This is a genomic window from Acinetobacter sp. ANC 4558 (assembly GCF_002135375.1).
Classification (GTDB): Bacteria; Pseudomonadota; Gammaproteobacteria; order Pseudomonadales; family Moraxellaceae; genus Acinetobacter.
In genome coordinates this window covers 75,877-91,169 of the sequence record NZ_NEGH01000007.1, presented here as the reverse complement: position 1 = coordinate 91,169, position 15,293 = coordinate 75,877, and the positions used below count along the sequence as shown (strand labels likewise).

Below are 15,293 nucleotides of genomic sequence, written 5' to 3'. Positions count from 1 at the left end.
TTTACTCTTGATGGACAGAATAACGTCTTAAGCGACCTTGATAAAAGGCTAAAATTTGCTCATTTTGTTGAATTAATACAGCACCATCATCTTGAATACCTAAGAATTCCCCATAAATATGACCTTGTGTGTGTTCAAAAGAAACAGGCTCATGTTTGAACGCGGCATGATGATTAAAACGTGCTGCTAAATTATAGCAATTATAGTCAAACCACCGCCCAGCTTGTTGAATTGCTAAATAGAGTTCAGCAATTAATTTAGTACGATCAATTTGGCTAAGCCCAAGTTCTGAAAGGGAACATGTTTCTTGATCTAATGACTGTGTTGGAACGGGATGGAGATTGATGCCAAGCCCAACAATGACTTGATTGAGCGTAATAGGTTCAATGAGTATTCCCCCCAGTTTTTTATTATCTATATACAGATCATTTGGCCATTTTATTTGTAAGTTAATGTTTTTAAAGCTTGGAATTTGTAAAATATTGAGTGCAATTTCCAGTGATAAACGACCATCTAAAGGTGTTTGTACATTCAGTAATGTGCTTAAATAAATATTGCCTGGTGGCGAGATCCACGGTTTTTGTTTTTGTCCACGTCCTTTGGTTTGTTTTTCACTGCAGATCAAAATACTCTGAACGCCTTTTAAAGCTAATTCTTGTACATCATCATTGGTTGAGGTTGTGACTGGTTTCAGGATTAAAACATCAGGGAGTTGATTTGCATCAGCAAGATATTTTTGCAGTTGACGGGTTTCTAGATCCATTTGTATAAATAATTTAAGGAAGAATATTGATGGAGTTAATCATATATTTACTCATTGGTGCAATCGCTGGATTTGCTGCAGGCTTATTTGGCGTTGGTGGTGGGTTAATTATTGTGCCAATTCTTTATGTAGTATTTACTTATTTACAATATGATCCATCGGTGATTATGCATATGGCCATTGGAACGTCATTAGCCACCATTATTGTGACATCAGTAAGTTCGATCTCTGCACATCAAAAAAAGAAAGGCATTCTGTGGGATGTTGTACGCAATTTAACGCCTGGTTTAGTCGTTGGTGGTTTTGTTGGTGCGGGAATCGCAGATTATTTACCAGGTAAAGGTTTGCAGCTCCTGATTGGCGCATTTTCCCTTTGGATGGCGTATAAGATGTTTAAAGGTGCAAATGTGGCCGTGAATGAGTCTAAAAAATTGCCATCAAAGGCCATGCAACTGCTGGCGGGGGGGGGAATTGGTACGGCTTCAGCAATTTTTGGTATTGGCGGTGGAAGTTTAACGGTTCCTTATTTAAATAAATGTGGAGTTGTGATGCAAAAAGCAGTGGGAACCTCTGCTGCTTGTGGTTTGCCAATTGCTGTAGCAGGGGCAATTGGTTTTATGTGGTTTGGTCATCAATCTGATGTTGCTCTTCCTAATACGATTGGCTATGTTCAAATTTATGCCTTCATTGGGATTAGCATCATGAGTTTTATTACTGCCAAACAAGGGGCAAAAGTGGCACATCAGCTTTCTGCTGCCATGTTAAAAAAATGCTTTTCGATCTTGCTTACCATCGTGGGTCTTTATTTTATGACGAAAGGTATTAGTGCATTTTATTGATTTAAAGTTAATTTCCCCTTTATTGTCTTTATTGACAGAAAACTGTCGAACAATGTCATATTCATTCTCAAATAAAATCCTATATAAGGAGCATTAAATTTGAGAATGAAAACTGTATTAAATAAAAACAAAATTGGGGTCATATGCAAAAACAATATATTGATAGCCTCTCCGAAAAGATTGCTCATCATATTAGTGAGCAAATTATTATTGGTGATTTGGTAGAAGGCGAGCGTATTCCAGAGTTACGTATTACACAAGAACTTGAGGTGAGTCGCGGGTCAGTTAGAGAAGCATTATTACTACTTGAGCGAACTCATTTAATTCAAATTTACCCAAGGCGAGGTGCTGTTGTTTCAGAAATGTCGGCACAACAAGTGACAGCTTTATTTAGTGTTACGAGTCTACTTTTGGGTAAAGTGGTTTATCACATGTCGGAAGCCTGTTACCTGAATGATATTTTAAAAATGCGAGAACTTCTTGATCAGTTAACAGAACAGTGTCAACTAGGATGTATTGATAAATTTTATGATTTAATTTTTCAAACCTTAGCCAAACAAGAAGAGTATGTAGGTAATATTTATGTGATCAAATTTTATAAAGAATTGCTACCATCTCTACGAAGAAGCTATTTTTTAATCTTAAATACTTCTCGAAGGGAGTTACAAGAATCATTAGAATTATTTAAACTTGTGACTGATGCTATTTTAAACCGAAAATCACAACAAGCTACTTTATTTATGGAAGATTTTTGTCGACACTTGTGTGAGTTGGTGTTGGAATCTTTAACACGAATGAAACAAATTGAATTAGCGTGGGCAAGGCGTTCACGACGTAAACTCTAGGATATTATGCGTTTAAGCAGCTTAAAACTTTCAGGCTTTAAATCTTTTGCCGATAGTACGACATTAAATTTCAAGGCAAACAGAACCGCAGTTGTAGGACCAAATGGTTGCGGTAAGTCAAATGTCATTGATGCGATTCGTTGGGTAATGGGCGAGTCTAGTGCTCGACAGCTACGCGGTGGAAGTATGCAAGATGTGATTTTCACAGGAACGGTAAAACGTAAACCTGTAGGTGTCGCAAGTGTAGAACTGCGCTTTGATAATACCTATGGGAAACTAGGTGGTGCGTATAATGCTTATAGTGAGCTTGCTGTACGTCGCCAAGTCAATCGAGATGGTCGTTCTGAATATTTCTTAAACGGTACAAAATGCCGACGGCGTGATATTACAGATATTTTCTTAGGAACAGGTTTAGGCCCACGTTCATATGCGATTATTGAACAAGGAATGATTAATCGTTTGGTTGATGCTAAGCCCGAAGAAATGCGAGTTTTCATTGAAGAGGCTGCTGGGGTTTCAAGATATCAAGCAAGACGTCGTGAAACGATGTTGCATCTTGAACATACCAATCAAAATTTAGTCCGTATTGAAGATATCGCTTCTGAACTTCGCGCTCAGCTTAAAACGTTGAAAAAGCAATCTGAAACAGCAATTCAATATAAAGAATTAGAACATCAAATTCGACGTATTAAAATTGAGGTACTTTCATTCCAATGTGAACAAAGCATGCACTTACAGCAAGAATATACAGTGCAAATGAATCGTTTGGGTGACGATTTTAAATTGGTACGTTCAGATTTAACAACATTAGAGCATGATTTATCATCGACCAGTGAGTTATTTCAACGTCTTATTCAGCAGTCAACACCACTGCAAAGTGAGTGGCAGCAGGCAGAAAAAAAACGTGCAGAGTTAAAGATAATATTAGATCAAAAGCAAAATTTATTACAACAAAACTCGACTACTTTAGTTCAACTTGAAGCGCAAAAACTACAGACAAAAGAGCGTTTACAACTGATTGAATTACAAATGGATGTACTACTTGAACAACAAGAGCAGCAAACAGAGCAGCTGACAATTCAAGAAAGTCAAAGTACAGAGCATACTCAGCAATTAAATGACTTGAATGTTCAACATCAACAGGTTTCTCAACAATTTGAGATAGTTAAAGAACAGGTTGAAAAACAGCAACAACAGAAAATGCAAATGTTGGCGCAAAGTGAGCAGCTAACTAAAAATATTGTAAGAATTGAACAGCAGAAAGAAACACTAGCACAGCAAATTCAACATATTCACAATCAATATTCACCCGAAGAAATTGATCAACTTGAACAAGAAAAGTATCATTTGAGTCAACAGATCGAATCAATTGAAAAAAAATTACGTCGAGAACAAGAGCAGCTGACAATTCTACTTGATCAACAAATTATACAAAAACAAGACTATGCGAATTTAAAGTCTGAAATTCAAGTATTGCAGTCGGAGCAGAAAAATTTAAACCAATTGATGGCAAAAATTAGTCCGCAAAAAGGTCATACTGCACTTTTGTTAATGGATGTTTTTAAATTGAAAGCATCCGCAAAAGCCCATGCAAATTTAATAGAAAAGTTTTTAGCAAAATGGCTATCTGCTCAAGTGATAGATCCAACTGAAAGTTTTCAAGAAAATTTAGCGCGACAAGTAAAAAATACTGAGAATAATCAGAGCCTTCAAATTGAAGGTTTAATCAGTTTAGTGCAATGGATTGAGTCCCCACATCATTCATTATGGCAGCAGGTTGCCATTGCAGAAACATTGCAGCAAGCATTGCTCTTTCAAAACCAACTTAAAACTGGACAAAGTATTTTAAGTTTAGATGGCTATCACCTTGGTCCAGACTGGGTGATTGGCTTAATGTATGATGAGTCTTCTCAAGCGGGACAAGGTGCACTGAGTCATCGGATACGGTTGGATGAAATTGCAATTCAACTCAACGGTTTATTCCCAAAAGCTCAAGAATTTGAGTTAACCTTGCCTTTAGTGGAACAACGCATTCAGGATATTCAAGTCCAAATTAAAGCGTGTCAAACTCAAATTACAGATCACCAAAAAGCCTTACAAAGTGCAGACATTCGTGTAGTTAAAGTGAATAGTACGATTCAGGCCTTTGCTGTACAAAAACAACAATTACAGCATCAGTTTCAACAATTAGATGAGCAGCTTGAAGAAGATGCAATGCAAAAAGATGATTTAGAAATAGATTTGCATGCATTGATGTTAAAACTAGAACAAGCTTTACCAAATTATAAAACTTTACAATTTCAGCTTGAAGAAATGACGGAGCAATTAGAACATGCTCAAACATCTTTGCAACATGTATTGCAAGAACTGGAATTGGTTCGACGTCAATTAAGTCAAACCAATCAGCAGCTGGCATTACTAGAGAAAGATATTTCATTTTTAAAGGTGCAATACCAACAAATTTTAATGCAAATTGAACAAGCTAAAAAATTTGTAGATCCTGTACAGCTTGAACTTCCTATCTTGCAGTCACAATACGAAGAACAAGAGTGCAGTACAGAGAAATTGCAAAAAACCTGGAATGAATGGCAACTTGAACTTCATAATATTCAAGAAAAACAACAGTCTCTGACTGAAACACGACATCAATGTCAACAAAAAGATGAAAAACTACGCACTGAGTTGGAAGAAAAGCGTTTGGCTTGGCAAGCGGCTCAATCGGATTTACAGCACTATTCTGATCAGTTAAAAGAGATGAATAGTGAACCTCTTAAAGGGTTGGTGATTGATTTAACTGTACATCAACAACAATTAGAAAAGGCTCAAGCTCAGTTTGAAAAGCTGGGAGCAGTTAATCTAGCAGCCTCTGAAGAATATGAAGAAGTTTCAAAACGTTACGAAGAGTTAAATCATCAAATAGATGATTTAAAAAAAACGGTAGATCAATTACAATCAGCAATGAAAAGTATTGATCAAGAGACACGTAAATTATTTATGGGTACTTTTGATCAGGTCAATACTGAACTACAAGTTTTGTTTCCTAAAGTATTTGAAGGTGGTGAGGCAAGTTTAAGTTTAGAAGATGATTGGCAATCTGGGGTTAAATTGATGGCAAGACCGCCAGGAAAGCGCAATAGCTCTTTGGCATTACTTTCAGGAGGTGAAAAAGCCTTAACTGCTTTAGCTTTAGTTTTTGCTATTTTTCGCTTAAATCCTGCACCATTTTGTGTTTTAGATGAGGTAGATGCACCGTTAGATGATGCGAATGTTGGACGATTTTGTAATCTTGTGAAAGAGCTTTCTGAGCAAGTTCAATTTATTTATATTACACATAACAAGCTGGCAATGACCATGGCAACAGATTTACTTGGGGTAACAATGCCAGAGCCAGGAACATCAAAATTAGTCACAGTGAATTTAGAAGAAGCTGCTGAATATGGTTTAGTTGCGGAGATATAAGATGGAAAATACTACAATCGCTGGAATTATAATTACGATCATTGTGATGGTCGTTGCACTCTATTTTATATTCAGAAAATCTCGTGATGCAGCACCGTCTTTAGAAAGTGCATTACATATTAATGATGAATCACAAAAACCCATTATTCCACGTCATGTAAGAGATCAATTACAAGTTGAAACTTCTGAACGAGTAGAACCTACATTAACTGAAAATGAAACAGTCGATAATATTCTATTAGAAAAGACTGAGTCTGAAGCGATTGAGACGACTTTAAAAGATGAAGCTTTAATCGAAGAAGTAACGACAATAAAAGAAGAAGAATCTCGCGATAATACTCAAGGCGATACGACGCCAGTGGTTGAGGTTGCTAAGACTGAGTTACAAAATTTTAGTTTGAATAGTCAGATAGATAAAGCTGAAATAGCAGACTTTAATGATGAAAGTAGTATTTTAGATGCACATTTACATGAACAAAAAATGGTAGATGATGAATGTGCACTGGTCACGGCAGAGTCTTTTATTGCATTTAATATTATGCCTAAAGGGCGTATTTTATCGGGTGAGAAGACCTTAAAAGTCCTTTTGAAATATGGTCTACGCTTTGGGGAAATGAAATGCTTCCATCGCTATAATGATGACGGTTCAAAACTTTTATTTTCTGTTCTAAAATTAACCACTGAAGGCACCGAAGGTTTTGATTTAGAAACACTCTCTACTGAAGAAGTAAAGGGATTGGCTTGTTTCCTTGCTTTACCACATGGTGATGTACAAAATGCATTTGATACAATGGTGAGTATTGCAGGGCTCATTGCACGTGAAATTGATGGTGTTATTTATGATCAAGAAAACTATGAGTTAACACCTCAATTACGTGAATATTGGCGCCATCAAGCGATTGATTATAAATCACAACGACATGCAAGTGCATAAGTAGATTGAAAGCTTCGGTTAGGCTTTTTATAATCATTATATATTTGAAATTATAGAGCGGGAAACCGCTCTTTTTTATGGTGAAATCATGACCCAAAATTCAGCTGTCATTGCGCAAATGCGTCAATTGATTCAATTACTTGCTCAGCATAATCATGCCTATTATGTAATGGATCAACCTACGATAGAAGACAGTGAATATGATCAATTATTTCATCAACTGAAAGCATTAGAGCAACAATATCCTGATTTGCTTCAGCACGATACACCAATCAATAAAGTTGGTGGAAAGCCATTATCAAAATTTGATAGTGTGACGCATGTGATTCCCATGTTGTCATTGGGAAATGTATTTAATCAAGAAGATCTTTTTGCATTTGCACGTCGTATTGAAGAACGATTGCCAAATCAGCAGATTGAATATGATGTCGAACTTAAATTTGATGGATTGGCAATTTCCTTATGGTATGAACATGGCATTTTAGTCCGTGGCGTAACTCGAGGTGATGGTGAAACGGGTGAAGACATTACTCAAAATGTAAAAACAATTCGTAATTTACCCAAAGTTTTATCCTCAGAAAATGGCATCATTCCAGAGCTATTAGAAGTTCGTGGTGAAGTACTGATACCAAAATCTGGTTTTGAAAAGTTGAACGCTGAAAATGAGAAAAAAGGCGAAAAAACTTTTGCAAATCCACGTAATGCTGCTGCTGGCAGTTTACGCCAGTTAGATCCGAATATCGCTGCATCACGTCCTTTGGCTTTTTTTGCTTACGGTATTGCGCAGTGTCAACCACATCATGGGCAAACCAGTATGTCAGCAAGCTTAACATGGTTAACTCAATTTGGTTTTGCAGTGGGTGAGCGTCATTTTGTTTGTGACAGTATTCAAGAAGTACAAGAGAAATACGAACAAATTAATCAAGAACGTTCAAATTTAGCAGTTGAAATTGATGGTATGGTGATTAAGGTGAATGACCTTAAGCAGCAACAGCAGCTTGGTTTTTTGAGTCGCGAACCACGGTGGGCAACAGCTTATAAATTTCCTGCAGTTGCAGCATTAACTAAAGTTGAAAATATTGATTGGCAAGTAGGTCGAACTGGAACATTAACACCTGTTGCACGTTTAAATCCGGTCACAGTGGGTGGGGTAACTGTTTCGAATGTGACATTACATAATATTGGTGAAATTCATCGCTTAGATGTTTGTATTGGCGATACGGTCAGTGTCTATCGTAGTGGTGATGTCATTCCTAAAGTTGAAAAAGTTTGGCCTGAATTTCGCCCTGTCGATGCAGTCATCATTCAGCTTCCTGAAAACTGCCCAGTATGTTCCTCACCAGTGGTGATGCCTGAGGGTGAAGCATTAGCTCGTTGTTCTGGTGGATTATATTGTGCTGCACAGCGAATTGAAGCAATTCGTCATTTTGTGTCTCGAAAAGCCATGGATATTGAAGGTCTTGGTGATCGTTGGGCGGAATCATTATTGCATTTAAATTTGTTGAACAATGTTGCCGACATTTATCATTTGCATGAGCATCGTGAGCAATTGTTAAGTATTGAAAAGATGGGTGAAAAATCCGTTCAAAATTTATTGGACGCCATCGAGAATAGTAAGAAAACCACATTGGCATCATTTATTTATGCATTGGGCATTCGTGGCGTGGGTGAAACAACAGCACGAATGCTTGCCAATACTTTCCAAAATTTAGATACACTTCGCCACGCTGATTTAGACGCATTGAAAAAAACGCCAGATGTGGGCGGGATTACAGCAGAATGGATTATCGATTTTTTCCAAGCACCACATAATTTAGAAGTTGTTGATCGTTTGATTGCTGCAGGTATTCACTGGGATGCACCGATTGCTCCAACTCGTCAGCCATTAAATGGCGAAAGTTGGGTCATTACTGGCACATTGAGTCAGATGGGTAGAGATGATGCAACGCAGTTATTACAAGCCCTTGGTGCACGAGTGAGTGGGAGTATATCAAGTAAAACTAAATGTTTAGTTGCAGGTGAAAAAGCGGGTTCTAAATTAGAAAAAGCTGAAAAGTTAGGTGTTCAAGTATTGACTGAACAGGAGTTTTTGGCGCTCATGCAACAATATGGTGTTTATACGATTGAATAATATATTTTCATAGTTGATAACTCTAAAAGTATTGAAACTTAGTTATATGGTGACTGAGTTTCTTTTTCTCTGATTATTTTAATTCAAAGTTAGAATATTCTTTAAATGAATAAGAAGCATTTTTAATAGTTACAATTTGATATGAATTTAATTTTTGGTATAAATTCTAATTATTTTACTTTTCATGCTTCCTAAAGGGTTATTTTTTATATGGAAAAAAATGAATTGTGATTGAAAATGCGTATGTTTATCATTTATTTTGTATTAAAATCATAAGCTTAGATATTTTTGAGGTTGCAATAACCTGATCAATTCACCATAATAATTGAAATTGTATGGAGAATTAAAAATGCGTGGCAACCCAGAAGTCGTAGATTATCTAAATATGTTGATTGGTGGCGAACTGGCAGCTCGTGATCAGTATCTCATTCATTCACGTATGTATGAGGATTGGGGTTTAACAAAAATTTATGAACGTATCGATCATGAAATGCAAGAAGAAGCACAACATGCAGATGCACTGATTCGTCGCGTATTATTTTTGGAAGGTACACCAAATATGAAGCGTGATGACGTTGATACGGGTACAGATGTTGTTTCTTGCTTAAAAGCAGATTTAAAACTTGAGTATCATGTGCGTGAAAAACTTGCAAAAGGTGTGAAGTTGGCTGAAGAAAAAGGGGACTATATCACACGTGATATTTTACGCCAGCAAATGTCAGACACTGAAGAAGATCATACCTATTGGTTAGAAAAACAAATTCGTTTAATTGAATTAGTCGGTTTACAAAACTATATTCAATCTCAAATTTAATTTTAAATAAAAAAAGCCCAGATTACTGGGCTTTTTTTATTTCTTCTTCACGAGAATTAAATGCCTGGTTTCCAACCATTTACGATCGGATAGCGTCGTTCACGAGAGAATGCACGTGAACTGATACGTGGTCCGATTGCACCCTGACGACGTTTATATTCATTGCGATCGACCAGTTGAATGACTTTTTCAACAATTGCTTTATCAAATCCTTTCGCAATTATATCGTGTTGACTCAATTCTTCTTCAATATATGCATAAAGAATCGCATCAAGCACATCATAAGGAGGTAAGGAATCTTGATCTGTCTGATCAGGACGAAGCTCTGCTGATGGTGGGCGAGTAATAACGCGCTCTGGAATCACAGGAGTTTCTGAAATGCTATTGCGGTACTTTGCAAGCTCAAAAACAATCGTTTTATAGACATCTTTTAGAACAGCATAACCACCCACCATGTCACCATACAAAGTACAGTAACCTACAGCAAGCTCAGATTTATTCCCCGTAGATAAGACGAGGTTACCAAATTTGTTTGATAAGGCCATGAGCAGTGTTCCACGTGAACGTGCTTGCAGGTTTTCTTCAGTTGCATCTGCAGGTGAATTTCCAAAGAATGGAAAGAGTGTTTGCATGAAGCTATTGACGACATTGTTGATCTCGGCAACACCAAAGACGACACCTAAATTTTTAGCCTGTTCAGCAGCATCTTCAACACTGATTTGAGCTGTATATGTATACGGCATCATCACAGCTTGAACTTTTTCTGCGCCAATTGCATCAACTGCTATTGCAAGTGTAAGTGCTGAGTCAATACCACCAGAAAGACCCAAAATAACACCAGGGAAACCTGAGCGATTAATATAGTCTCTAGTTGCCATGACTAGACCATTATAAATCTCAGCCATCGTTTCCAATGGGGCTATAATTTCTCCAGTTTTGAATGCTTTTTTCTCAACTTCATATTCACTATAAAGTAATGCTTCTTTATAACTAGGTGTTTGAAGCGCAACGGAACCATCATTGTTGATGACAAAGCTTGTACCATCAAAAATTAAATCATCTTGTCCACCGACCTGATTGACATAAACAAGATTTAAATTCAGTTGTTTTGCAAGCTCAGACATCGTGATCACACGATGTTGCGGTTTACCTACTTCATATGGAGAAGCATTTAAAACTAATACAGTTTCAACATTGAGTTGTGAAAGTTGTTGTACGGTGTTAATCGTCCAAGCATCTTCACAAATGAGTACACCAAATTTATGACCTAAATACTCAAATACAAGATGTTGATGACCTTCGCTAAAATAGCGCTTTTCATCAAAAACGGAATAATTAGGTAAGTTTTGTTTATTGTAAATTCCGAGTATTTGTCCATCTTTCATGACAGCAGCAGAATTATAGCGATGACCATCTTCGGTTTGATTTACAAAACCAAAAATCATGACAATGTCTTTAACTTTGCTTAATTGTTTAAATGCCTGCTCACTACGTTTCGATAAACTCGGGCGAAGAAGCAAGTCTTCTGCTGGATATCCAATGGTCGATAGTTCAGGGAATATAATAATATCCGCATGTTGCTTTTTTGCTTCGGTTGCTTGTTCAATCATGCGCTGAACATTTATTTCAATATTGCCGACATGTGGGGAAAATTGTGCTAGGGCAATTTTAAAAGATTTCATTTAAATTTAATCCTATTCCTATAGGTTTTAAAACACATATCTACCTTTTCATTATCATCTGTTATTTGGAGTCTATGTGTTTAAGTAAAAATTATCGCTTATAAAGCAAGGTATTAAAAAGCCTTAATTATTTCACTGAAAACTATAAAACTGATCAGCTTAAGAAAGTTAACTCGAGCTATTTTAGCTTAATTTAAAAGAGATGCTAGCGTATATTGATATTAATTCAAGTTATATGCATATTTAATTAATTATTCTAGTTATTAAATGTTGTTTGATTTGTATTTATGTATTAAAAATAAATAAGCTTGTAAGTTATCATACGCATTTTAGTCACATAAAATTATGTTCTGAACTTTTGATTACTATGTGCTAGGTAAGATTACTTCGTTATTCAATCTTATAATATATTTTTCTTTGATTGAAATGTATTAGCCTAAGGCTTATATCAGTTATCGTTTAAGTAATGTCCTGACTGAAGTTATATACTTTAACATTGATGATTAAGATGATGTGGGTTCTGTAAAATATGCATTAAAATATGTTAATCATGAATGTTTTTTGAATATCATTATCTTGCCAAGATGAATGTATTCTCATGTTAAATTTTGATATACGAAATATTTCATTAGAACTAATTTGATGAATAAGGGAGGATATTTTCACATTCATCGAAAAACTGAAAATAACAACATCAATCTATAAGAGAGCTATAGTCTGTTAGGAAAAATGCTCATGGCAGTGAATCAAATTACTTTTTGACTATGAATTTGATTGAATCAGAGTACAATTTTGCAAGACTTCCAGACATATTTTACGTTGAAAATTATGAAAACACGGATGAAGACATTAATCACTGAAATGAGTGAAAATATGTATGAACGTGAAAAGATTATTGCGCTCAGTTTGTTGGCTGGAGTTGCAGGTTTAAATACTTTTTTATTTGGACAACCTGGCACAGCAAAAAGTTTAATTTCTCGTAGAATTGCCGCGGCATTTGAAGTGAATTCTTATTTTGAATATTTAATGAATCGCTTTAGCACGCCAGAGGAAATTTTTGGTCCAGTTTCAATAAAAGCACTGAAAGAAGATCAATATTTAAGAAAAACAGAACATTATTTAGCACGTGCCGATTTTGCATTTTTAGATGAAATTTGGAAGGCAAGCCCAGCTATTTTGAATACCTTATTAACATTGGTCAATGAAAAAACTTTCAAAAATGGTGATTTAATTCAACACGTTCCGTTGAATGTGTTGATGAGTGCATCAAATGAAATTCCAGAAGAAAATCAAGGTTTAGATGCATTATATGATCGTTTTATTCTTCGTTTAGTTGTTGAACCTATACAACAGACTCAAAATTTTCATGCACTTTTACAAGCTAAACCAAGTAAAACAAAACCAAGGTTAAGTGATGATTTGAAAATTAGAAGGGCGGAATTGGCAGAGTGGCGTGAGTATATCTATGATGTTCAGTTATCTAGTACGATTTTAACGATTTTTGATGAAATAAAAATAAGATTAATTCAACAAAGTGAAGATCAACAGATATATATTTCTGATCGACGTTGGCAACGTGTTGCTTATTTAGTAAAGACCAGTGCATTTTTAAATGAACGTACTGAGGTTTTGATTAGTGATTTATTTATTTTAAAGCATTGTTTATGGAATAAGGAAAAAGATATTTCATTGATTGCTCAATTGATTGATGACGTTATTCTCGAATTTGGTTTAGATTCAGATTTCGATTTAGAACAACGAATGATTGAAAAAGATGAAATTGAACAAAAAATACTAAATTGTTTTTATTATACAGAAAATGTATATGAAAGTTATTTGATTAAAAATAAAGAATATGTTCGTGCAACAACACATTTGGATCATCATTATAAAGATCAAACCTTATATCTTGAATTGAATAAGATGGATACCAAAAATGATTTTTTTGCTGTAGATGTAACGGGTGAAGAAATTCGTGGAATTGTATGTAATTTTAATGGTGTACGTGTGTGTACGTTGAAGGGTGGGTATTATGGATTGGAAGAAACGATTACCCCATATATTAAATATACAAAAGGAACTGTAAGAAGTCAGGTATTATTGCAAGACAAACTGGAACTAATACAAAATCTTCAGACGTTAAGCGAAAAATTGATACAGTCTGAGCACGCGTTAAAACAACGATATTTGCACAATAAACAACATTTTTATTCAAGTTTTGTCGATGTCGCGGATTCTGAAAAATTAATGAATGCCATAGAATCCAAACTTTCGCGCTACCAATTACAAATTCAAGATTGTAAGCGTTTGGATGAGCTATGTCGTCAATAATCGTGGATCGAAAAAAATCGCTACAAGCATTATCACGTTTAACAGATCAACTTTATGCTGAACTTTCTCAATCGAGCTTGAAACACTGGTTAAATGATCAGAAAGTTGAAAAGCATTTAGTTCATAAAGTAAAAGAATGGGCTTTTCAAGCGAAGTCGAATTTAGATGAGCAGCATCCTTTTTTAGATGAGCAGCAGCAATTAGAATATTGGATGTGTATTGATCAGTTTGATTTAAGTCAATTGAATGAAATGATCGAACAATATCATAATTTTAGTCAAAATTTAGGACGTCCAGATTTAACAGATTTATGGCGTAACACGCTTCAAAGCATGTATTCCTTATCAAATGCCCAATTACAAGCGCAGTTAGTTTTAGAAAAATGGCAAAGACAATTGACCGAAGCTATCGCAAATTGGGAGTTTGAGCAATTATCATTATTACGAGATGCATTTTTAGATGAGATTAAAGATTTTCTTACGACGTTACAACGCATGTCGAAATATCAAGACAGTGTTGGAATGGAAACAGGAATTTTAATTGATTATTCTAAGGGTAAACTATCATCACAAGATGTTGAACAATTTGAACAATGGGCTGATTATTTAGAGACGGATCAGGAGCTTAAGCAACTTTGTTATTTAATTGGTTCTACTCAGCCTGATCAAAAGCGTCGAAAGCGACAAAATGTTGTTAAAAAATCTCAATCAGAAGTGGAAATAGAAGATGTTTTCGCACAGCAAGAGCTTTCCGGAATTAAACTTGCTCAAGAATTAAATTTTGCTTTACCGAGTGAGTTAGCATTACTTGCAGATCCAGATTTACAAATTTTATTTGATATTAAATATTTAGAGTCAAACTTAATGAGTTTTAATACTCAGGGTTTAAATACAGCTCGGTTAATTTCCGACACGACTCAGCAAAAAAAACAAGTGGGTCAAAAAGGCCCCATGATTATCTGTTTAGACACAAGTGGTTCGATGAATGGGCAGCCAGAACTAATTGCGAAAGCAATTTGTTTATATTTATCGATTCAAGCATTAAAAACAAAACGGATGATGTGTATTATTAATTTTTCAACCAATTTAACGACTTTAGATTTACAGAAAAACACTTCATTTGATGATCTCATTCACTTTTTAAGTCAGTCTTTTCATGGTGGAACTGATATTGTTCCAGCACTAACACATTCACTTTCATTATTAGAGACATTAGATTTTCATCAAGCAGATATCGTTGTCATTTCAGATTTTATTATGGGAAATTTAAACTCTGACATCATGCAGAATATTCAAGAAAAAAAGCAAAAAGGGCATGGTTTTTATGCTGTTGCAATTGCGAATTTAAGATTGGATCATTTAGATGAAAATGTATTTGATCATCAATGGGTTTATCAATCTAAAATGAGAAAAGTAATTCAGTTGAAATAAGAAAAGTATTTATTATTTTATTGTTAAATCACCAAATGTTTAAAATTTGGTGATTTTTTGAGTCA

The 15,293-nt window shown here is 35.3% G+C and carries 10 protein-coding genes; 8 read left to right on the top strand and 2 right to left on the bottom strand.

Annotated elements, in window-relative coordinates:
- Position 1: 1 nt before the first annotated feature.
- Positions 2-763, bottom strand: a complete 762-nt coding sequence (locus B9T31_RS09970) for a biotin--[acetyl-CoA-carboxylase] ligase (RefSeq protein WP_086181811.1) — start codon at positions 761-763, stop codon at positions 2-4.
- 29 nt (positions 764-792) lie between these two features.
- Here B9T31_RS09970 and B9T31_RS09965 point away from each other — a divergent pair, with 29 nt between their 5' ends.
- From B9T31_RS09965 to ftn, 6 genes are all read left to right on the top strand, one after another.
- Entirely contained in the window at positions 793-1,602 is an 810-nt protein-coding gene (locus B9T31_RS09965; RefSeq protein WP_086181810.1) for a sulfite exporter TauE/SafE family protein, read from the top strand.
- Positions 1,603-1,745: 143 nt separating this feature from the next.
- The gene (locus tag B9T31_RS09960; protein ID WP_086181809.1) at positions 1,746-2,447 is read left to right on the top strand and encodes a GntR family transcriptional regulator; all 702 of its coding nucleotides are present in this window, start codon (positions 1,746-1,748) and stop codon (positions 2,445-2,447) included.
- Positions 2,448-2,453: 6 nt separating this feature from the next.
- The gene (gene smc, locus B9T31_RS09955) at positions 2,454-5,906 is read left to right on the top strand and encodes a chromosome segregation protein SMC (protein WP_086181808.1); all 3,453 of its coding nucleotides are present in this window, start codon (positions 2,454-2,456) and stop codon (positions 5,904-5,906) included.
- A gap of 1 nt (position 5,907) precedes the next feature.
- The gene (locus B9T31_RS09950; protein WP_086181807.1) at positions 5,908-6,840 is read left to right on the top strand and encodes a cell division protein ZipA C-terminal FtsZ-binding domain-containing protein; all 933 of its coding nucleotides are present in this window, start codon (positions 5,908-5,910) and stop codon (positions 6,838-6,840) included.
- A gap of 88 nt (positions 6,841-6,928) precedes the next feature.
- The gene (gene ligA / locus B9T31_RS09945) at positions 6,929-8,971 is read left to right on the top strand and encodes an NAD-dependent DNA ligase LigA (protein ID WP_086181806.1); all 2,043 of its coding nucleotides are present in this window, start codon (positions 6,929-6,931) and stop codon (positions 8,969-8,971) included.
- 349 nt (positions 8,972-9,320) lie between these two features.
- Positions 9,321-9,785: a heteropolymeric bacterioferritin subunit Ftn gene (gene ftn, locus B9T31_RS09940; RefSeq protein ID WP_086181805.1), complete on the top strand. Its 465-nt coding sequence runs from the start codon at positions 9,321-9,323 to the stop codon at positions 9,783-9,785.
- A gap of 56 nt (positions 9,786-9,841) precedes the next feature.
- Here the strand turns inward: ftn and B9T31_RS09935 are convergent, their stop codons facing one another.
- Entirely contained in the window at positions 9,842-11,467 is a 1,626-nt protein-coding gene (locus tag B9T31_RS09935; RefSeq protein WP_086181804.1) for an NAD+ synthase, read from the bottom strand.
- Positions 11,468-12,307: 840 nt separating this feature from the next.
- Here B9T31_RS09935 and B9T31_RS09930 point away from each other — a divergent pair.
- Both B9T31_RS09930 and B9T31_RS09925 read left to right on the top strand, forming a co-directional pair.
- Positions 12,308-13,798, top strand: a complete 1,491-nt coding sequence (locus B9T31_RS09930; RefSeq protein ID WP_265733382.1) for an AAA family ATPase — start codon at positions 12,308-12,310, stop codon at positions 13,796-13,798.
- Entirely contained in the window at positions 13,786-15,228 is a 1,443-nt protein-coding gene (locus B9T31_RS09925) for a VWA domain-containing protein (RefSeq protein ID WP_086181802.1), read from the top strand. The genes B9T31_RS09930 and B9T31_RS09925 overlap by 13 nt, the downstream gene beginning before the upstream one ends.
- Positions 15,229-15,293 lie beyond the last annotated feature (65 nt).